The following is a 19,081-nucleotide window of genomic DNA, read 5'->3' on the forward strand; positions in this document are numbered from 1 at the left end:
TGCCGCGCATTCGCAACGCACTACGCCTAGGTTGAAGCCAACCAGCGCAAACGACATGTGGGTCAATGTTGTCTGGTGTCGCTTTGGCGTGCGGCTGGCCGAAGCAAGAGCGGCAGCGTCTTATCGAGGCTTTCCGCCAACATGGCGCGTACGTCGTTGCGCAGTTCGGGACTCGCGGCGGCATCTTCAGGGCGCGCTGGGAACGACTCTGCGGGCAACTCGCGATAGGGGCCGCTGACGAGCTTGCCCAAAAACCTCTGCACCGCCAGCGAATGATCCAGGTTGATCAGCGCAGAGCTCTGTCTGACGATGGCAAAGTCGCGCCCGTCAAACATACGGATAAATGCCAGGGCATGGAGAAAGATGCGACGCCCGAGCACCACATCCTGGTTGAGGATGCCGAAGGCGGCAAAAGCGCTCACTCTTCCTTTAGATAGCCGGGGAGGTTCCGGTCGAGCCGCTCTGCGACGAGCGCACGCGTTCTCTCGCGCAACGCCGCGTTGGTCGAAGCTGTCTCGGGCGGATCTGGGAATAGCGAATTGTCGAGCTTCGTGATCGGGTCTTCAAACAGACGCATGCTTGTGGCGAGGTTCGCGCCGATATCCGTAAGGGGGCGCTTGATCTGTTCGTAGCTGCGGCCGTCAATCAGCGTGATCGCGATATTGGCGAAAAGGTGTGAGTGCCGAATTAAGCTGCCGAGCCCCTGGTTGTAGGTGCCGATGCCGTTCAGCGTCATGTTCGAGTTCGGCAGCTTCGTCTTGAAAGTGGTTGCGACGAGATAGCGATCGCAATTCGCATTCGCGGTGAACCCCTTCACGATCACCGGCAGAGTCTCTTTGGGATCCGGGATGAAGATCGCCTTCGCATGATAGAAGGGATCGAAGGCGCCCTTGGGATAAGCGATCCTGCGTATCGAGGAATCGTTCTTCGCTGCCGCGCGCACGCGCGCGAAAACGAGATCATCGAGGCCCCAGTCGATCGGGATCTCTTTTGCTTCCGCCTCGAAGATTGTCACGCCGAATTTCTGTACGGAGTAATGCTCGCCGATTGCCGAGATTACGCCGAGACGGCACGGACCGCTGTTCATCTGCTCGGCCGGTTTGACTGCCGCAGCTTTCGGCTTCGTCGCCGCTTTCTTGACGGTCGGCTTTGAGGGAGGCGTCGGTGGCGCGGTGGTTGCAGGAGGAGTTTGAGCTGCTGCCAGAGTTAGAGAAGACAGCAGAACGATCGCGGAAGCAGCAAATCGACTCATGGATTCCAGGGCATCAGCAGCGGGAGAATATCGGTCACCCTAGATTAGGAAGGCGACAACCGCAAGCTGCATGAGAAGATCACTGCTTATCCGGTCGACTGCCGCTTCCACCGGTAGCACTTCATCACGAACCCGTTTGACGGCTCGATCTCTTCCTTCTCGAACACGAAACCTTCGCGCTCGTACCAGCGCCAGGCTTTTTCGTTCTCGCGGACGCAACGCAGATACATCTCATCCGGCATTTGCGTGCGGGTGAAGGCGAGCAATTGCCGGCCGAGCGATTGGCCTTGATAGGCGGGCGCGACGAAGAGCATGTCGAGATAGTGCCTCGGCACATGCAGCGCCAGCATGGCGGCGATGGTGCCGCGATCGTCGGCGACGAACAGGCTCCAGCCGTCCTCGATCTCGCGCCGGATGCGCGCGCGCAGGTTTGCCAGCAGGAAGTCGCTGGCCTCGCCGAGCCCGGTCGAGGCCCAGCTCTCCATCCAGACGCGGCCGACCTCGTCATATTCGTCTGCGCCGGCGGGACGGATGACCGGAGGCGGCATCGGACGCTAGGCTCTCTGGCTGCGCACGGATTGCCGCGCTCGCACCTTGCCGGCCGACAGGCACACCACTTCGGAGATTTGCAGCAGCTGCCGGGCCAGCGGGCTGGTCTTGCGCCAGACCATGCCGATGGTGCGGGATGGCTGCGGATCGCGGAAGCGGGCGAGCGAGACCGAGGCCGATCGCGTCTCCACCGGCACTGCCATCTCCGGGATCAGCGTCACGCCGATGCCGGCGCTGACCATCTGCACCAGCGTCGACAGCGAATTGGCATCGAGCATCTCGCGCGGCGGCGCCGACTGCATGTTGCAGAACGACAGCGCCTGATCGCGGAAGCAGTGACCCTCTTCGAGCAATAGCAGCCGCATCTCGCGCATCATCTCGCGCGAGGGGGCCGGCGTCCCCTCATCGGAGCCCGGCCGGACCAGCAGGAATTTTTCTTCGAACAGCGCGACCTCGGTGAGCGAGGGCTCCGATACCGGCAACGCGACAATGGCGGTGTCGAGCCGCCCCTCCACCAGCTCCTGGATCAGCCGCGGCGTCATGGTCTCGCGCACGCGGATATCGAGCTCCGGGTGTAGACGCGTGAGATTCTTGGTGATCGTGGGCAGCAGATAAGGCGCGATGGTCGGGATCATGCCGATGCGCAAGCGGCCGGCAAACCGGTCCTGCGAGGCGCGGGCGAAGTCGCCGAGCTCATCGACCGAGCGGAGGATGTCGCGGACGCGCTGGGAGAGCTCCTCGCCGAACCGGGTCAGCGCCACCTGGCGCGCGCTGCGCTCCAGCAGCAGCCCGCCCAGCGCCTCTTCCAACTCCTTGATCTGCATCGACAAGGCCGGCTGCGAGATGGAGCAGGCCTCGGCCGCGCGGCCGAAATGGCCATGACGCGCCAGCGCATCGAAATACCGGAGCTGGCGGAGTGTCACGTTCAGCATCAGCAAATCTTATTGCAGCGATCATTAAAGTCAACTTCCCCTGATCGAACGCGGCGCTTAGAGTGGTTCTACCTGGTCAAAGGCGCGAGTTCGACGCCACCAGAGGAGGTATTCATGGACGACACTTCGAAGTGCCCGTTTTCGGGCGGAAAACCCACGCGCGTGAACCGCGACTGGTGGCCGACGCAGCTCAATATCGAGGTGCTGCACAAGAATTCCGACAAGTCCGATCCGATGGGGAAGGACTTCGACTACGCCAAGGAGTTCAAGTCGCTCGATCTCAACGCGGTGATCAAGGACCTGACCGCGCTGATGACGGATTCGCAGGAATGGTGGCCGGCCGATTTCGGTCATTACGGCGGCCTCATGATCCGCATGGCCTGGCACAGCGCGGGCACCTATCGCATCACCGACGGCCGCGGTGGCGCCGGTGCCGGTCAGCAGCGTTTTGCACCGCTCAACAGCTGGCCCGACAACGCCAATCTCGACAAGGCGCGCCGCCTGCTGTGGCCGATCAAGCAGAAATACGGCCGCAAGCTGTCCTGGGCCGACCTGATGGTGCTCGCCGGCAACGTTGCGCTGGAATCGATGGGCTTCAAGACCTTCGGTTTCGCCGGCGGCCGCGTCGACGTCTGGGAGCCGGAAGAGCTGTATTGGGGTCCCGAGGGCACCTGGCTCGGCGATGAGCGCTACAGCGGTGAACGCCAGCTCGCCGAGCCGCTCGGCGCGGTGCAGATGGGCCTCATCTACGTCAATCCGGAAGGCCCCAACGGCAAGCCGGATCCGGTCGCCGCGGCCAAGGACATCCGCGAGACCTTCGCCCGCATGGCGATGAACGACGAGGAGACCGTGGCGCTGATCGCCGGCGGCCACAGCTTCGGCAAGACCCACGGCGCGGGCGATCCCTCGCTGGTTGGACCGGAGCCGGAAGCGGGTGCGCTGGAGGATCAGGGCCTCGGCTGGAAGAGCAAGCACGCGTCGGGTCACTCCGGCGATACCATCACCAGCGGCCTCGAGGTGACATGGACGACGACGCCGACGAGGTGGAGCAACAACTTCTTCGAGAACCTGTTCAATTTCGAATGGGAGCTGACCAAGAGCCCGGGCGGCGCGAACCAGTGGACGGCCAAGGGCGCCGACGCGATCATTCCCGATGCCTTCGACAAGTCGAAGAAGCATCGGCCGACGATGCTGACGACCGACCTCTCGCTGCGCTTCGATCCGGTCTATGAGAAGATCTCGCGGCGCTTCCTGGAGCACCCGGATCAGTTCGCGGACGCCTTTGCCCGCGCCTGGTTCAAGCTCACCCATCGCGACATGGGTCCGATCCAGCGCTATCTCGGCCCGCTGGTGCCGAAGGAGACGCTGATCTGGCAGGATCCGATTCCGGCCGTGAACCACGAGCTCGTCAGCGAGCAGGACATCGCTGCGCTGAAGAGCAAGATCCTGGCGTCGGGCCTGTCGGTGTCCGAGCTGGTCTCGACCGCCTGGGCCTCGGCCTCGACGTTCCGCGGCTCGGACAAGCGCGGCGGCGCCAACGGCGCGCGCATTCGCCTGGCTCCGCAGAAGGACTGGGAGGTGAACGAACCGGCGCAGCTGTCGAAGGTGCTCGGCAAGCTCGAGGCGATCCAGAAGGACTTCAACGCCTCGTCGGGCGCGAAGAAGGTTTCGCTGGCGGACCTCATCGTCCTCGGCGGCACCGCTGCGGTTGAGAAGGCCGCGAAGGATGCCGGCGTCGACGTCAAGGTCGGCTTCACGCCGGGCCGCATGGATGCTTCGCAGGAGCAGACCGACGTGGAATCCTTCGCACCGCTCGAGCCGCGGGCTGACGGCTTCCGCAACTACATCGGCAAGCGGCATCAGTTCATGCAGCAGGAAGAGGCGCTGGTCGATCGTGCGCAGCTCCTGAGGCTGACCGGTCCGGAGATGACCGTGCTGGTCGGCGGCCTGCGCGTGCTCGGCGCCAATGCGAACGGTTCGAAGCATGGCGTGTTCACCTCGAAGGTGGGTACGCTCAGCAACGACTTCTTCGTCAACCTGCTCGACATGAGTGCGCAGTGGACGCCGGTCGCCGACGGCAGCTACGAGGCCCGCGACCGCAAGACCAATGCGGTGAAGTGGACGGGAACGCGCGTCGATCTGATCTTCGGCGCGCACTCGCAGCTCCGCGCCTTCGCCGAGGTCTATGCCACCTCGGACGCCAAGGAGAAGTTCGTGGCTGACTTCGCCAAGGCCTGGACCAAGGTGATGAACCTCGACCGCTACGACATCGTGGCGTGAGGCCGGTTCACCTCTCCCGCTTGCGGGAGAGGTCGGATCGCGCAGCGATCCGGGTGAGGGCTCTCACCTCATTGGGAATCTCTCTGAGGAGGCAGCCCTCTCCCCGACCCTCTCCCGCCAGCGGGAGAGGGAGCGCGGATCGCCCGGAGCGAACACAAACAAAAAGGGCGGCCTCTCGGCCGCCCTTCGTGTTTCTGGCAGTGGTGCGAGAGCTTACTCGCCGGCGGCTTCGCGCGGGGCCTTCTCGCCCTCGCCGCCCTTGCCTTCGAGGTCTTCGCCGGTGACCTGATCGACCACCTTCATCGACAGGCGGGTCTTGCCGCGGTCGTCGAAGCCGAGCAGCTTGACCTTGACCTTGTCGCCTTCCTTGACGACGTCGGAGGTCTTCTGCACGCGGTTGGCCGCGAGCTGGCTGATGTGAACGAGGCCGTCCTTGGAGCCGAAGAAGTTCACGAAGGCGCCGAACTCCATCACCTTGACCACGGTGCCGTCATAGATCTGGCCGACTTCCGGATCGGAGGCGATCGACTTGATCCACTTGATCGCGGCCTTCATCGCCTCGCCGTCGCTGGAGGCGACCTTCACGGTGCCGTCGTCCTCGATGTTGACCTTGGCGCCGGTCTTCTCGACGATCTCGCGGATCACCTTGCCGCCGGTGCCGATCACTTCGCGGATCTTGTCGGTGGCGATCTTGAAGGTCTCGATGCGCGGCGCGTATTCGCCGAGCTCGGCGCGCGCATTGGTGAGCGCCTTCGCCATCTCGCCGAGGATGTGAATCCGACCTTCCTTGGCCTGGCCGAGCGCCACCTTCATGATCTCTTCGGTGATGCCCTCGATCTTGATGTCCATCTGGAGCGAGGTGATGCCAGCTTCGGTGCCGGCCACCTTGAAGTCCATGTCGCCGAGGTGGTCTTCGTCACCAAGGATGTCCGAGAGAACCGCGAAGCGCTTGTCTTCAAGGATCAGGCCCATCGCGATGCCCGCGGTCGGCCGCTTCAACGGCACGCCGGCGTCCATCAGCGCGAGCGAGGCGCCGCAGACCGAAGCCATCGACGAGGAGCCGTTGGATTCGGTGATCTCCGAGACCACGCGGATCGTGTAGGGGAACTCGTGGTGCGGCGGCAGCACCGGGTGGATCGCCCGCCAGGCCAGCTTGCCGTGGCCGATCTCGCGGCGCTTGGTGCCGCCGAGGCGGCCGGTCTCGCCGACCGAGTAGGGAGGAAGTTGTAGTGCAGCAGGAACGTTTCCTTGTACGTTCCCGACAGCGCGTCGATGTACTGCTCGTCTTCGCCGGTGCCGAGCGTGGTGACGACCAGGCCCTGGGTCTCGCCGCGGGTGAACAGCGCCGAGCCGTGGGCACGGGGCAGCACGCCGACTTCGGCGACGATGTTGCGCACCGTCTTGCTGTCGCGACCGTCGATGCGCTTGCCGGTGTCGAGGATGTTCCAGCGAACGATCTTGGCTTCGAGCTCCTTGAACACGGCGCCGATGCGCAGCTTGTCGTATTTCGGCTCCTGCCCTTCGGGGAAGTAGTGGGCGATCACCTTTTCCTTGACCTTGCCGACCGCGGCGTAGCGATCCTGCTTGACCGGAATGGCGTAGGCGGCGCGCAGCTCCTGCTCGACGAGACCGAGCATTTCTTTCTCGAGCGCGGCATTGTCGATGACCGTGACTTCGCGCGGCTCCTTGGCGGCCTTCTCGGCCAGCTCGATGATGGCGTTGATCACCGGCTGGAAGTGACGGTGACCGAACATCACCGCGCCGAGCATGATGTCTTCGTTCAGCTCCTTGGCCTCGGATTCCACCATCAGAACGGCGTCGGCGGTGCCGGCGACGACGAGGTCGAGCTGGGTGTCGACCATCTCGTCGAGCGTCGGGTTGAGCACATATTCGTCATTGACGAAGCCGACGCGGGCTGCGCCGATCGGGCCCTTGAACGGCGCGCCGGACAGGGTCAGCGCAGCGGACGAAGCCACCAGCGCGACGATATCAGGGTCGTTCTCCATGTCGTGCGACAGCACGGTGGCGATCACCTGGGTCTCGTTGCGCCAGCCGTCGACGAACAGCGGGCGGATCGGACGGTCGATCAGGCGGGAGACCAGCGTCTCCTTCTCGGTCGGACGGCCCTCGCGCTTGAAATAGCCGCCGGGAATGCGGCCCGCGGCATAGGTCTTTTCCTGGTAGTCGACGGTCAGGGGCAGGAAGTCGACGCCTTCGCGCGGCGCCTTCGCCGCGACGACGGTGGCAAGCACCACGGTCTCGCCGTAGGTGGCGACGACGGCGCCGTCGGCCTGTCGGGCGATCTTGCCGGTTTCCAGCTTGAGAGGGCGTCCGCCCCAGTCGATCTCGACTGAATGCTTATTGAACATAGAGGTCTTCTTTCATGGGTTCTCGAAAGAGGGGACGGCTCTCGAAAAACAAAAACCATGCGCAAGATTGCGGGGCGCTGATCGGAGCGGATGATCAGCGTCCTGCGATCCTGCCATGGTTTTTGGATGTCGGATGGCGTCCATCCTTTCGGGTCATACGGGCGCCTTGCCCGTTGTGCCCAGCCGCCGGATTGCTGCTGGACTGTCAGTCGGCACGAACGCGAACACCGAACCTTCGGTCTTCGCCCTTCATGCCCCGGATGCTGGCCGTCAATGGCCCGCATTCGACGCGCGCGCAGCCTCGATCAAAAAAAGCTTAAAATAAGCGCCTTCGTTCGAAACCGCGTGCGAAAACGCGCGCCAAGGGCGCGCGCAGGAACTCTTAACGACGAATATTGTGCTTCTCGAGCAGCGCCTTGTACCGCGCCTCGTCCTTCTTCTTGAGATAGTCGAGGAGCGAGCGGCGGGTCGAGACCAGCTTCAAGAGGCCGCGACGCGAATGGTTGTCCTTCACGTGGGTCTTGAAATGGCTGGTGAGGTTGTTGATGCGTTCCGACAGGATCGCGACCTGAACCTCGGGCGAGCCGGTGTCGCCGGCTTTGGTGGCATTCGTCTTGATGACTTCCGCTTTGCGTTCTGCGGCAATCGACATCGTCAATTTCTCTCGTTGCGACCGGGGCTGGCAGTCAGGCCGGTCAGGTTGAACACACGCTTGGGGATGATTTCGCCATTGCCGACTTCAGCAAGCGCGAGAAGCCGGCCTGCCACCGTGACATAGACTGTGCCGCTACAAGTGGGCGCATCCCGTCCGCGCAACAAAACGGCCTGGCCCCGATGGAGCCTTGCCGCATCAGCCCGAGTGACGGCCAGTGCCGGGATGTCGTCCAGCGCGGTCTCAACGGGCAAAAGCGCGTCGGCGAGGCTGCCCTCGCCGGACGCGGCTCTATCGCACAAAGCCTCCAGCTGATCCAGCGGAATCATGTCGTTTTCGCCAAATGGGCCGACCAGGGTCCGCCTGAGCGCGCAGATATGGCCAAAAGTGCCGAGAATTCGGCCCATATCGCGGGCTAGCGCGCGGACATAGGTGCCCTTGCCGCATTCGGCCTCGAACACGGCGTGGTCGTTATCCGGTTGATCTACAAGGGTTAAATGGTGAATCTCGACCGGGCGGGGGGCCAATTCCACGACCTCACCGTCGCGGGCGAGATCGTAGGCGCGCTCGCCCTGGACCTTGATCGCGGAATAGCGCGGCGGGATCTGCTCGATCACCCCGGTGAAACGGGGCAGCAGGGCCAGAATGGCCTCCCGGCTCGGGCGCTGGTCCGAGGTCGCGGTGACCCGGCCCTCGATGTCGTCGGTGTCGCGCTCCTCGCCCCAGCACACCGTGAACTGGTAGCGCTTGCGCCCGTCCATGACGAAGGGAACGGTCTTGGTGGCCTCCCCGAGCGCGATCGGCAAGCCCCCCGAGGCGAGCGGATCGAGCGTGCCGGCGTGGCCGGCGCGCTTGGCGTTGAACAGGCGCTTCAGCACCGCAACCGCCTGCGTCGAAGTCATGCCGATCGGCTTGTCGAGCACGACCCAGCCGTGGACGTCGCGCCGGTCGCGGCGAACCTGGCTGCCCTTCTGCTGCTTGGCGCGCGGATCGTTGTTGACGCGGCGCGGCTCATGTTGCGGCTCGGAATTGCCGGCCATGTCCGCAAGATTATTTTTCTGCACGTCGCGCTGATCGGCCTGTTCGCCGCTGATCGTGTCGTGAGCCGGGTCCATCGTCATCGTTCTTCTTCCCGATCCGTCTCCGGATCCTGTTCCAGGTCCTTCTGCACCGCAGGTGTTCGCAAAAGCTTCTCGATCCGTTCCGCTTCGTCGAATCGTTCGTCGACGCGGAAGCGAATGTCGGGTGCAAATTTCAGGTTAACGCGCCGCGCGACCTCGCCGCGCAGGAACTTCTTGTTGCGTGCGAGCGCAGCGAGGACGATCTCGGTGTCGCGGCCACCGAGCGGCATCACGTAGACCGTCGCGAGCTTCAGGTCGGGCGACATCCGCACCTCCGGCACGGTGATGATGTGACCTTCGAGATCCGCATCATGCACGTTGCCTTGCGCCAGAATATCGGCCATCGCGTGGCGAACCTGCTCGCCGACGCGCAACTGGCGTTGCGAGCCGCCGCCGGGTGCGGAACTTTTTTTCTGATGATGGCGTGGCATTCTCGAAATCACCTCGTCATGCCCGTGCTTGGGGCACGGGCATCGTCATTTGTCCTGTTGAAACGAAGAGGGGTGGATGGCCGGAAAAATCCGGCCATCGCACTCCCGCAATTTCAGTTCAAAAAGATCCGGGCGCTTCGGTAAGATTTGGACTTACAGGGAGCGCTGGATCGTCTCCACGCGGTAACACTCGATCACGTCACCGGCACGCATGTCGTGGTAGTTCTCGAAGGCCATGCCGCATTCCTGACCGGACTGGACTTCCTTCACTTCGTCCTTGAAGCGCTTCAGCGTCGACAGCTTGCCCTCGTGCACGACGACGTTGTCGCGGATCAGGCGCACATTGGCGCCGCGTTCCACGGTGCCGTCGGTGACGCGGCAGCCTGCGACCTTGCCGACCTTGGAGATGTTGAAGATCTCCAGGATCGCGGCATTGCCGAGCATGGTTTCGCGCAAGGTCGGCGCGAGCAGGCCGCTCATCGCCTTCTTCACGTCGTCCACGAGATCGTAGATGATGTTGTAGTAGCGGATCTCGATGCCGTTGCGCTTGGCGGCCGCAGCGGCTTCCTTGTTGGCTCGAACCGAGAAGCCGATGATCGCGGCGTTGAAGCCTTCGGCCAGCGTCACGTCGGATTCCGAGATGCCGCCGACGCCGGCATGCAGGATGCGGGCTGCGACTTCGTCGGTGCCGAGCTTCTCCAGCGAGCCGAGGATCGCTTCCAGCGAGCCCTGCACGTCGGCCTTGATGATCAGCGGGAATTCCTTGCGGCCCGCGGTCTTCAATTGCGACATCATCTGCTCGAGCGAGCCGCGCATGCCGGAGATCGAGGCCGCCGCGTTCTCGCGCTTCTGATGCGCGCGGTAGCTGGTGACCTGGCGGGCGCGGGCTTCGTTCTCGACCACGGCGAGACGATCGCCGGCTTCCGGCGGACCGTTGAAGCCGAGCACTTCGACCGGCACCGAGGGACCGGCTTCCTGCACGGTCTCGCCCTGATCGGAGATCAGCGCGCGGACGCGGCCCATCTCGGCGCCGGCGACGATGATGTCGCCGACGCGGAGCGTGCCGCGCTGGACCAGCACGGTTGCGACCGGACCACGGCCGCGGTCGAGCTTGGCCTCGATCACGGTGCCCTCGGCCGGTCGTTCCGAATTGGTCTTGAGGTCGAGAATGTCGGCCTGGAGCGCGATCATCTCGAGCAGCTTGTCGAGATTGGTCTTGTTCTTGGCGGACACCTCGACGTCGACGACGTCGCCGCCGAAGGATTCGACCTGCACCTCGTGCTGGAGCAGCTCGGTGCGCACGCGCTCCGGCTTGGCGTCGGGCTTGTCGATCTTGTTGATGGCAACGATGATCGGCACGCGCGCGGCCTTGGCGTGATTGATGGCTTCGACCGTCTGCGGCATCACGCCGTCATCGGCCGCGACCACCAGCACGACGATGTCGGTGACCTTGGCGCCGCGGGCGCGCATCGCGGTGAACGCGGCGTGGCCGGGCGTGTCGATGAAGGTGATCTTCTTGCCGCTCTCGGGCGATACCACCTGATAGGCGCCGATGTGCTGGGTGATGCCGCCGGCTTCGCCGGAAACGACGTTGGCGTGACGGAGCGCATCGAGCAGCGAGGTCTTGCCGTGGTCGACGTGACCCATCACGGTCACCACGGGCGAGCGCGTCTCGGTGTCGGTGGAATCGTCGACCTGGTCGAACAAGCCCTCTTCGACGTCGGAGGCGGCAACGCGCTTGACGGTGTGCCCCAGCTCTTCCGCGATCAGTTGTGCGGTGTCGGCGTCGATCACGTCGGTGATCTTGTGCATCGCGCCCTGCTTCATCAGCATGCGGATGACGTCGACCGCGCGTTCGGCCATGCGGTTGGCGAGTTCCTGGATGGTGATCGCTTCCGGGATGACCACCTCGCGGATCAGCTTCTCCTTGGGCTCGTTCGAGGCGTGACCCTTCAGGCGCTGGGTGCGGCGGCGGAACGAGGCGATCGAGCGCTCGCGGACTTCGTCGGCATTGAGCGCGGTGACGACCGTCAGACGGCCGCGCTCTTTCTGCGGGCCGGGCTTGTGGGTGGTCTTGGGGGCCGCCGCAGGACGCGCGGCGCCGCCGGGACCGCGACGGATCTGGCGCGGACCATCGTCCTCGTCGGGTCCGGCCGCGACCGCAGGTGCGCGACCCAGAGGTCCGCCGGCCGGTCGCGGCGTGCTGGTTCCGGGACGCGCTGTCGTCGTTCCCGGGCGTGCTGTCGCGGTTCCGGTTCGGGCTGCGGGCGCTCCGGGCCGCGACGTTGCAGCGGCCGGGGCCGCCGCCGCGGCGCGTGGCGCAGATGGCGGCTGCTCGCCTTCGCCGAAACGCTTCTTGGCCTCGGTCTCGGCCTTGCGCTTGGCTTCGTCCTCGTGGCGGTGACGCTCCTCCTCGGCCTTGCGGCGGGATTCGGCGGCCTCGCGCTCGGCGCGTTCGGCGGCTTCGCGGACCGCGCGGCGCTGGGCCTCTTCCTCGGCCTGGCGGCGCTCTTCGACTTCGCGCACCTTGGCATCGGCCAGCGCGCTGGCGCGGGCGGAGCGTTCGTCCTCGGTCAGCGTGCGTAGCACCACGCCGGAGCCGGCGTTGCGCGGCGGCGCGGGACGCGACGGGGCGGGCGTGGGCGCCGCCGGCGCGGGCTTTGCCACCTCGGCAGCCTGCGGCTCGGGGGTGCCGTCGATGCGGCGCTTGCCGCGCTTCTCGACCACGACCTGCTTGCTGCGGCCATGGCTGAAGCTCTGGCGCACAGTGCCCGTTTCGACGCGCGGCTTGAGCGATAGCGTCTTGCTCGGAACGCTCAGCTTCTTGTCGCCAGGGGTCTTGGTATCAACCATTCAGCAGTCCTAATCCTGATTTATCAGTGTTGTGCGTTGCCGCACCGTCCAATTGGGTCGTCGTTGTCTCTCAGAAATCCTGGCCGTGCTCTTCGGCAGTCTTGTCAGCGTCCGCCATCCGGTATCGGACCAGCATCTGGCTACGTGACAGGAATGACTTGCTCGCCGGGCCCGCGAGCACGGCAGCATGTATCACATTTGACCGGGTCAGTGCCAAATCCAATTCTACCGATTTCAGCGCGGTGACGACGGGAATCTGCGGCTTGGCGCCGCGATTCCCGGCATTTTGACGTGCCAGCATGTCCAATTTGCGGATTCCGTCCGCGGCCCCGTCGCTGGCGTGGATCAGGACCTCGACCGTGCCTTCCCTCAGGGCGCTTTCGACCTTGCCGAACCCGGTCACGATCTGGCCGGCCTTGGCGGCGATCCCAAGGGCTTCCGTCACGCTCCGAACCAGGAGCGCCTCGATGTCGGCAGGAAGCGTCTGAGGGGGCCGCAGCTCGCGCTTGAAGGCCTTGCTAAATTGGTGACGCCGCACCGCTTCCGCAACCACCCCGCGGGAGGCCGTGAGCCACATGCCGCGTCCGGGCAGCTTGCGCTTGAGATCCGGAACTACTTCGCCCTGCGGCGAAATGACGAAGCGGATCAGCTCATCGATCGGCCGGACCTGCCGACTGACAGCGCACATCCGCATGGTCGCGGACCTTTCGGTCCGCGGTCCATGGTCGAGTTCGCTGTCAATATTGGCGAGCATCCGGGCGACATCCTCCTTCGCCTTCTAAATCGTGTGTACTCTAGGCAAGACCGGCCTCCGCTTCGCTGCAACACGCCTCAAGCCGGCTGATCTTCGGTCGCCTCAGCCTCCTCGGTCGGCTTGGCGAGATCAGCCTCGGTGATCCAGCCGGCCTTGACGCGGGCCTGCATGATCATGGCTTCGGCATCGTCGCGGGAGATATCGATGCCGTCGAGCGCGCCCGGATGTTTGGTGGGCTCGCCGCCTTCCTTGCGCTCGGTCCAGCCGACCAGATCGTCGGTGGCGCAGCCGGCGAGGTCCTCGACTGTCTTGATGTCGTTCTCGCCGAATTTTACCAGCATCTTGGAGGTGACGCCGGGCACGTCCTTGACGGCGTCCTCGACACCGAGCTCCTTGCGCCTCGCCTCGATCTCGGCTTCCTGCTGCTCGAGATATTCGCGGGCACGGCTCTGGAGCTCCTGCGCGGTCTCCTCGTCGAAGCCCTCGATGCTGGCGAGCTCCTTGAGGTCCACCATGGCGAGTTCCTCGACCGAGGTGAAGCCCTCGGACGCCAGCAGCTGGCCGACCACTTCGTCGACGTTGAGCGATTCCATGAAGACGCGGGTGGAGTTCTCGAAGTCGGCCTGGCGGCGCTCCGATTCCTCCTGCTCGGTCAGGATGTCGATGTCCCAGCCGGTGAGCTGCGAGGCCAGACGCACGTTCTGGCCGCGGCGGCCGATCGCCAGCGAAAGCTGGTTGTTGGTGTCGGGCACAACGACCTCGATGCGCTCGCGGTCTTCGTCGATGACGACCTTGGACACTTCGGCCGGCGCCAGCGCGTTGACCACGAAGGTCGCGATATCCGGCGACCAGGGGATGATGTCGATCTTCTCGCCCTGCAATTCGTTCACCACGGCCTGCACGCGCGAGCCGCGCATGCCGACGCAGGCGCCGACCGGATCGACGGAGGAATCGCGGGAAATCACGCCGATTTTCGCGCGCGAGCCCGGATCGCGGGCGACCGCCTTGATCTCGACGATGCCGTCGTAGATCTCCGGCACTTCCTGCGCGAACAGCTTCGCCATGAACTGCGGATGGGTGCGGGAGAGGAAGATCTGCGGGCCGCGGGTTTCGCGGCGGACGTCGAAGATGTAGGCGCGGACGCGGTCGCCGTTGCGGAACACTTCGCGCGGCAGCATCTCGTCGCGGCGGATGATGGCTTCGCCGCGGCCGAGATCGACGATCACGCTGCCATATTCGACGCGCTTGACGACGCCGTTGACGATGTCGCCGATCCGGTCCTTGAATTCCTGGTATTGCCGGTCGCGTTCGGCCTCGCGCACCTTCTGCACGATTACCTGCTTGGCCGATTGCGCGGCGATACGGCCATATTCCAGCGGCGGCAGGGTGTCGGCAATGGTGTCGCCGACCTGGGCACCAGGATTGGCGCGCTGCGCGTCGACCAGCGAGATCTGGTTGGAATGATTTTCGACCTTGTCGACCACCAGCATGTGGCGCGACAGCCGCAGCTCGCCCTTCTTCGGGTCGATCTCGGCGTGAACGTCGGTCTCGCTGCCGTAACGGGCGCGCGCGGCCTTGGCGATGGCGTCCTCCATCGCCGCGATGACGATACCGCGGTCGATCGATTTCTCGCGCGCAACGGCGTCGGCGATCTGGAGCAATTCAAGTCGATTGGCGCTGACTGCCATGGCTAGTCTCCTTGGTCAGGATCGGTCTCGCCGCGTCGCGCGCGTTCGGCGGCAAGGCGATGCTTCTTCGTGTTGGTCGGGGCCGGTTTCTTTTTCGGCTTGGTGTTCTTGGTGATCTTCGCGCTGATCTCGGCATGCGGAGGAGCCGGCGGCTCCAGGCCGAGATCCCTGCGCATCTTGCGCTCCTCGGCCTTGCCGCGGCGCATGGATTCGGCGATCAGCTCGTCGGTCAGCACCAGCCGGGCCTCGCCGATATCCTCCATAGTCAGGAGCACGTCGGGATTGTCGCCCGGCTTGACGTCGTCGCGACGCAGATGCACGCGGTCGCCTTCGACAGCGCCGAGCGTGCCGCGGAACCGCTTGCGTCCCTCGTGCGCCACCGCCATCTCGATCTTCACCAGATGGCCGCCATAGCGCTCGAAATCGGAGCGGCGGACCAGCGGACGGTCGATCCCCGGCGAGGAAATTTCCAGCCGGTAGGCGCGATCGATGGGGTCGGCGACGTCGAGCACGGGGGAGAGCGCCCGCGAGATCGCCTCGCAATCTTCGAGTTGCATCGAGCCGTCTGGCCGCTCGGCCATGATCTGCACGGTGCAGCCGGCCTCGCCGGAAATGCGGATCCGGACCAGGCGATATCCCATGCCTTCCAGCACCGGCGCTGCAACCGCGGACACCCGTGCCGCCACGCCCGGCTCGACCACGAGTCTCGGCTCGGCCAGCAATTCGGCGTCCGTGGAACCAGGGTTCGGTTCGGTCATGTCCAGGGTCAGGCGCTCGATGGTTAAGGCTTGGTTAAGATGCCAGAGCCCGCTTCGGAATTTCCCCGACACGGGTCGGGCCGCATCTTCCGCCACGCCGCGTTCAGGTAACAAAAAAGAGCGGGTCCTTTCGGGCCCACTCTCACTACGCGGATCGTATGAGAAGATGAATTGGCGCTGATATAGCGCTTTCCCGCCGCCCGGACAAGGCCCATTGCGGGGGAACGGGGCCTTTTTGCGCCGTTCCGCGCCCCGCCCGCGGCAACGCTTCCTTCACCCGGGGCGGCTAAATTCCCCGATTGTGGGGCGGCTTGGACCAAGGGCGCACCCGCGGCGTGCCCTGATCGAGTAGCGTTTTTCATGACCGTTGCCACGTCGCTCATTCCCGGACTGGACGATATCGTCAAACGCGGCGATCCGCGGCGGCGCGGCGAGATCGCGCGCGCCATCTCCGAATTGTTCTTCCAGGATTCCGCCAATCTTCGTCCCGAACTCATCGATCTCTTCGACAACCTCCTGATCGATCTCGTCCCGCATGCGGAGCTCGCCTCGCGCGCAGACCTCGCCGAGCGCTTCTCGCACCTGAGCAACGCGCCGCCGCACCTGATCAACCAACTCGCGCGCGAAAACGAAATCATGGTGGCGGGTCCCGTGCTGCGCCGCTCGCCCGTGCTCGATGACACCGCCCTGGTCGAGATCGCGCGCCTGAAGGGCCAGGGGCATCTGCTGGCGATGACGGAACGCCCGACATTGTCGCCTGCAATCACCGATGTGCTGGTCGAGCGCGGCGATCGCGACGTGGTGCGTCGCGCTGCCGGCAATGCCGGCGCGGCGTTCACGCCCGGCAGCTATTCCGAGATGATCAAGCGCGCGGCGCGGGACGGCGTGCTGACGCTCAAGATCGGCCAGCGCGACGACCTTTCGGGCGAGAACCTGAAAGAGCTTCTCGGTGGCACGCTCGACGTCATCCGCCGGCGGCTTTCCACCGTGGTCAATCCCTCGCGCCAGGCCGAGATCAAGCGCGCGATGGCGGCGATCGAGGAAGCCGCGCTGCCGCCCGGACGCCGGCGCGATTTCTCTGCGGCCCAGCGCACGGTGCTCTCCCTGCATCGCGAGGGCCATCTCGGCGAAAGCGCGCTGCTCGGCTTCGCCAAGGCGAACAAGTACGAGGAATCGATCGCGACGCTCTCGGCGATGTCCGGCGTCCGCCTCTCGGTTCTCGACCGCCTGATCTCAGGCGACCGCTACGATCCGATTCTCATCCTCGGCCGCGTGCTGAATCTGGGCTGGCCCACGGTGCGAGCGCTCATCCTGCTCTGGTACGGTCCGCATCGCATTCCGGCCGATGCCGACATCGAGGCCGCGCGCGCGAACTTCACGCGCCTGATGCCGACGACCGCCGAGCGCGTCGTGAATTTCTGGCGCAACCGGCAGACGATCTGAAAGTCTCTCACATTGTCATTCCGGGGCGATGCGAAGCATCGAACTATGGCGCGCTGTTGCGCACCCGAGAATCTCGAGGTTCCGGGTTCGCGCTTCGCGCGCCCCGGAACGACAGTCACTTCCGCCTGAACCGCAGGTAAGCCGCCTTGCGTCCTTCGCGCGCGGCCTTGCGGCCGTAGCGCGTCATGGTGTAGCCGGCCCATGGCTGCCTGAAGTCGTCGGCCCGTTCGGCAAGCCAGACGAAGTCCTGCGAGCGTGCAAGGTGCGACAGCGTCCAGGCGCAGTAATCGTCGATATCGCAGACGAAGCGGAATTCCCCGCCACCCTTCAGCACGTGCGCCATCGCTGCGATGGTGCGGTCCTGGACGAAGCGCCGCTTCCAGTGCCGCCGTTTCGGCCAGGGATCGGGGTGGATCAGGTCGATCCGCGACAGCGATGCCTGGGGCAACCAGGCCAGCAGCTCGGCGGCATCGCCGGCGAACAGGCGAATATTGCCGATATTGGCGGCCTCGATCTGCGCGAGGATCTTCGCCATGCCGTTGACGTAGGGCTCGCAGCCGATGAAACCGGTCGTGGCGAACTTCTGCGCCTCGGCCGCAAGATGCTCGCCGCCGCCGAAGCCGATCTCGAGTCGCACATCTTCGGTCCCAGGGCCAAAGATCTCGCGGGCGTCCGCCGGTGTCTCACTGTGGATGTCGAGCGCAAGATGCGGCAGCAGATGATCGACCAACTCGGCCTGGTGCTGCCTGAGCTTGTGGCCCTTGCGGCGCCCGAAGAAGGCGCGCTCGGTGTCGTCGCGATCGGGATCTGATTTGCGTTCGCTCATCGCAGCGTCTGATACAAGCGATGGAGCAGCCGCGCGCGCGGCGCAAGCGAGGAGACGTAGAGCTGCTCAAAATGGGTGTGCGCGCCCTTGCCGTCGACGCCGAGCCCGTCCAGCGTTGCGGTATGCGGGGCGGTGAAATTGCCGTCCGAGCCGCCGCCGGTGTGCGTATCGATCAGCTCGAAGCCGATCTCGCCGGCGAGCGTTTTCGCGTGCTCGAACAGCGCGGCGCCCGCATTGCTCTTCTCGTAGGGCGGACGGTTGAGCTCGCCCGTGACGGTGACGGTGACGCCGTCGGTTTTCGAGGTCAGGGCGAGGATCCTGCCGACGAACTCGTCAGCATCCGCGAGGCTCAGCACGCGCAGGTCGACTTCGGCATAGGCCTCTTCCGGCGTGACGTTGGGGCGCGTGCCGCCGCGCACCACGCCGACATTGACGGAGACGCCGCGCGCGAGGTCGTTCATCCCTTCCAGCGCCAGGATGACGTTGGCGAGCTCGCGGACGGCGCTGCGGCCGTCTTCGGGCCGCGAGCCGGCATGCGCCGGCACGCCCTTGACGAACACGCGGAAGCGTCCGACGCCCTTGCGTCCGGTGACGATCTTGCCGCCGTCGCGCGCCGGCTCCGTCACCAGCACGTATCTGGCCTTGCGTCCTTCCTGCTCGATCAGCGCACGCGAGGTTGGGCTGCCGATCTCCTCGTCGGAGGTGAACAGGTGCGTGATGCCGAGCGGCGAGCGATCGGCCGTCGCACACAGCGCGCCGAACGCGTGATGGGCGATATAGGCGCCACCCTTCATGTCGTAGATCCCGGGGCCGAAGGCGACGTCGCCGTCGACCTTGAACGGCAGGCGCTCGATGAATCCCATGGGATGGACCGTATCGAGGTGGCTCAGCACCAGAATGCCCGGCTGCTCCTGGCCCCAGGTCGAACGCGCCAGGAGATGGTCGCCGCAGCCGTCGACACCGGCGACGCGTTCGAGCCTGACGGGCAAGTCGCGATATTGCTCCGCGACGACGGAGACCAGCTTGTTGACCTGCTCAGGCGCTTCCGTCGGCGTCTCGATCTCGACCCAGCGGCGGATGCCGTCGAGGATAGTTTGGGAATCGAACCAATTGGTGCTGGCCATGACTGCATCTGTGCCCTTGAATCGCATCATCGAAGCGGACGCACGACAA

General features: G+C 65.0%; 15 protein-coding genes and 1 pseudogene. 2 read left to right on the forward strand and 14 right to left on the reverse strand.

Going from position 1 to position 19,081, the window contains the following annotated elements:
* Window positions 1-62: 62 nt before the first annotated feature.
* The 4 genes from ACETMP_RS24435 to ACETMP_RS24450 all read right to left on the reverse strand — a co-directional run bounded on the left by ACETMP_RS24435 (window position 63) and on the right by ACETMP_RS24450 (window position 2,733).
* Window positions 63-422 (reverse strand): hypothetical protein, encoded by a 360-nt coding sequence (locus tag ACETMP_RS24435; protein WP_375158172.1) that lies wholly within the window; start codon window positions 420-422, stop codon window positions 63-65.
* Window positions 419-1,252, reverse strand: a complete 834-nt coding sequence (locus tag ACETMP_RS24440) for a hypothetical protein (RefSeq protein ID WP_375158173.1) — start codon at window positions 1,250-1,252, stop codon at window positions 419-421. Before ACETMP_RS24440 ends, ACETMP_RS24435 begins: the two co-directional genes overlap by 4 nt.
* An 86-nt stretch (window positions 1,253-1,338) precedes the next feature.
* Window positions 1,339-1,800 carry a GNAT family N-acetyltransferase gene (locus tag ACETMP_RS24445; RefSeq protein WP_375158174.1) on the reverse strand — a complete coding sequence of 154 codons (462 nt, stop codon included), beginning with the start codon at window positions 1,798-1,800 and terminating at the stop codon, window positions 1,339-1,341.
* Window positions 1,801-1,806: 6 nt separating this feature from the next.
* Window positions 1,807-2,733 (reverse strand): LysR substrate-binding domain-containing protein, encoded by a 927-nt coding sequence (locus ACETMP_RS24450; RefSeq protein WP_375158175.1) that lies wholly within the window; start codon window positions 2,731-2,733, stop codon window positions 1,807-1,809.
* 114 nt (window positions 2,734-2,847) lie between these two features.
* Between ACETMP_RS24450 and katG the strand changes: the two genes are divergently transcribed.
* Window positions 2,848-5,013 (forward strand): catalase/peroxidase HPI, encoded by a 2,166-nt coding sequence (gene katG / locus ACETMP_RS24455; RefSeq protein WP_375158176.1) that lies wholly within the window; start codon window positions 2,848-2,850, stop codon window positions 5,011-5,013.
* 213 nt (window positions 5,014-5,226) lie between these two features.
* Here katG and pnp read toward each other — a convergent pair.
* The 8 genes and pseudogenes from pnp to rimP all read right to left on the reverse strand — a co-directional run bounded on the left by pnp (window position 5,227) and on the right by rimP (window position 15,639).
* Window positions 5,227-7,382 (reverse strand): annotated as a pseudogene (gene pnp / locus ACETMP_RS24460) (polyribonucleotide nucleotidyltransferase).
* A 382-nt stretch (window positions 7,383-7,764) separates the two neighbouring features.
* Window positions 7,765-8,034: a 30S ribosomal protein S15 gene (gene rpsO / locus ACETMP_RS24465; protein ID WP_028133641.1), complete on the reverse strand. Its 270-nt coding sequence runs from the start codon at window positions 8,032-8,034 to the stop codon at window positions 7,765-7,767.
* Between the two features lie 2 nt (window positions 8,035-8,036).
* Window positions 8,037-9,155: a tRNA pseudouridine(55) synthase TruB gene (gene truB, locus ACETMP_RS24470; RefSeq protein ID WP_375158177.1), complete on the reverse strand. Its 1,119-nt coding sequence runs from the start codon at window positions 9,153-9,155 to the stop codon at window positions 8,037-8,039.
* The gene (rbfA, locus tag ACETMP_RS24475) at window positions 9,152-9,586 is read right to left on the reverse strand and encodes a 30S ribosome-binding factor RbfA (protein ID WP_375158178.1); all 435 of its coding nucleotides are present in this window, start codon (window positions 9,584-9,586) and stop codon (window positions 9,152-9,154) included. The genes truB and rbfA overlap by 4 nt, the downstream gene beginning before the upstream one ends.
* Before the next feature lie 153 nt (window positions 9,587-9,739).
* Entirely contained in the window at window positions 9,740-12,439 is a 2,700-nt protein-coding gene (gene infB, locus ACETMP_RS24480) for a translation initiation factor IF-2 (RefSeq protein ID WP_375158179.1), read from the reverse strand.
* 70 nt (window positions 12,440-12,509) lie between these two features.
* Window positions 12,510-13,193, reverse strand: coding sequence for an RNA-binding protein (locus ACETMP_RS24485; RefSeq protein ID WP_375158180.1), 684 nt, complete (start codon window positions 13,191-13,193; stop codon window positions 12,510-12,512).
* A 77-nt stretch (window positions 13,194-13,270) separates the two neighbouring features.
* Window positions 13,271-14,881, reverse strand: a complete 1,611-nt coding sequence (gene nusA, locus ACETMP_RS24490; protein WP_028133646.1) for a transcription termination factor NusA — start codon at window positions 14,879-14,881, stop codon at window positions 13,271-13,273.
* A 2-nt stretch (window positions 14,882-14,883) separates the two neighbouring features.
* The gene (gene rimP / locus ACETMP_RS24495) at window positions 14,884-15,639 is read right to left on the reverse strand and encodes a ribosome maturation factor RimP (RefSeq protein ID WP_257178990.1); all 756 of its coding nucleotides are present in this window, start codon (window positions 15,637-15,639) and stop codon (window positions 14,884-14,886) included.
* A gap of 360 nt (window positions 15,640-15,999) precedes the next feature.
* Between rimP and ACETMP_RS24500 the strand changes: the two genes are divergently transcribed.
* The gene (locus tag ACETMP_RS24500; protein WP_375158181.1) at window positions 16,000-17,082 is read left to right on the forward strand and encodes a DUF2336 domain-containing protein; all 1,083 of its coding nucleotides are present in this window, start codon (window positions 16,000-16,002) and stop codon (window positions 17,080-17,082) included.
* A 115-nt stretch (window positions 17,083-17,197) separates the two neighbouring features.
* Here ACETMP_RS24500 and trmB read toward each other — a convergent pair whose 3' ends face one another.
* Both trmB and ACETMP_RS24510 read right to left on the reverse strand, forming a co-directional pair.
* Entirely contained in the window at window positions 17,198-17,908 is a 711-nt protein-coding gene (gene trmB / locus ACETMP_RS24505; RefSeq protein WP_375158182.1) for a tRNA (guanosine(46)-N7)-methyltransferase TrmB, read from the reverse strand.
* The gene (locus ACETMP_RS24510) at window positions 17,905-19,062 is read right to left on the reverse strand and encodes a M20 family metallopeptidase (RefSeq protein WP_375158183.1); all 1,158 of its coding nucleotides are present in this window, start codon (window positions 19,060-19,062) and stop codon (window positions 17,905-17,907) included. The genes trmB and ACETMP_RS24510 overlap by 4 nt, the downstream gene beginning before the upstream one ends.
* Window positions 19,063-19,081 lie beyond the last annotated feature (19 nt).

The organism is Bradyrhizobium dasycarpum (assembly GCF_042019905.1).
GTDB lineage: Bacteria > Pseudomonadota > Alphaproteobacteria > Rhizobiales > Xanthobacteraceae > Bradyrhizobium > Bradyrhizobium japonicum_B.

Coding starts and splice junctions, on each gene's coding strand:
- katG (WP_375158176.1), top strand. CDS start 2,848: ATGGACGACACTTCGAAGTGCCCGTTTTCGGGCGGAAAACCCACGCGC.
- nusA (WP_028133646.1), bottom strand. CDS start 14,881: ATGGCAGTCAGCGCCAATCGACTTGAATTGCTCCAGATCGCCGACGCC.
- rbfA (WP_375158178.1), bottom strand. CDS start 9,586: ATGCCACGCCATCATCAGAAAAAAAGTTCCGCACCCGGCGGCGGCTCG.
- truB (WP_375158177.1), bottom strand. CDS start 9,155: ATGACGATGGACCCGGCTCACGACACGATCAGCGGCGAACAGGCCGAT.
- rimP (WP_257178990.1), bottom strand. CDS start 15,639: ATGACCGAACCGAACCCTGGTTCCACGGACGCCGAATTGCTGGCCGAG.
- rpsO (WP_028133641.1), bottom strand. CDS start 8,034: ATGTCGATTGCCGCAGAACGCAAAGCGGAAGTCATCAAGACGAATGCC.
- trmB (WP_375158182.1), bottom strand. CDS start 17,908: ATGAGCGAACGCAAATCAGATCCCGATCGCGACGACACCGAGCGCGCC.
- ACETMP_RS24445 (WP_375158174.1), bottom strand. CDS start 1,800: ATGCCGCCTCCGGTCATCCGTCCCGCCGGCGCAGACGAATATGACGAG.
- ACETMP_RS24440 (WP_375158173.1), bottom strand. CDS start 1,252: ATGAGTCGATTTGCTGCTTCCGCGATCGTTCTGCTGTCTTCTCTAACT.
- ACETMP_RS24485 (WP_375158180.1), bottom strand. CDS start 13,193: ATGCTCGCCAATATTGACAGCGAACTCGACCATGGACCGCGGACCGAA.
- ACETMP_RS24450 (WP_375158175.1), bottom strand. CDS start 2,733: ATGCTGAACGTGACACTCCGCCAGCTCCGGTATTTCGATGCGCTGGCG.
- infB (WP_375158179.1), bottom strand. CDS start 12,439: ATGGTTGATACCAAGACCCCTGGCGACAAGAAGCTGAGCGTTCCGAGC.
- ACETMP_RS24500 (WP_375158181.1), top strand. CDS start 16,000: ATGACCGTTGCCACGTCGCTCATTCCCGGACTGGACGATATCGTCAAA.
- ACETMP_RS24510 (WP_375158183.1), bottom strand. CDS start 19,062: ATGATGCGATTCAAGGGCACAGATGCAGTCATGGCCAGCACCAATTGG.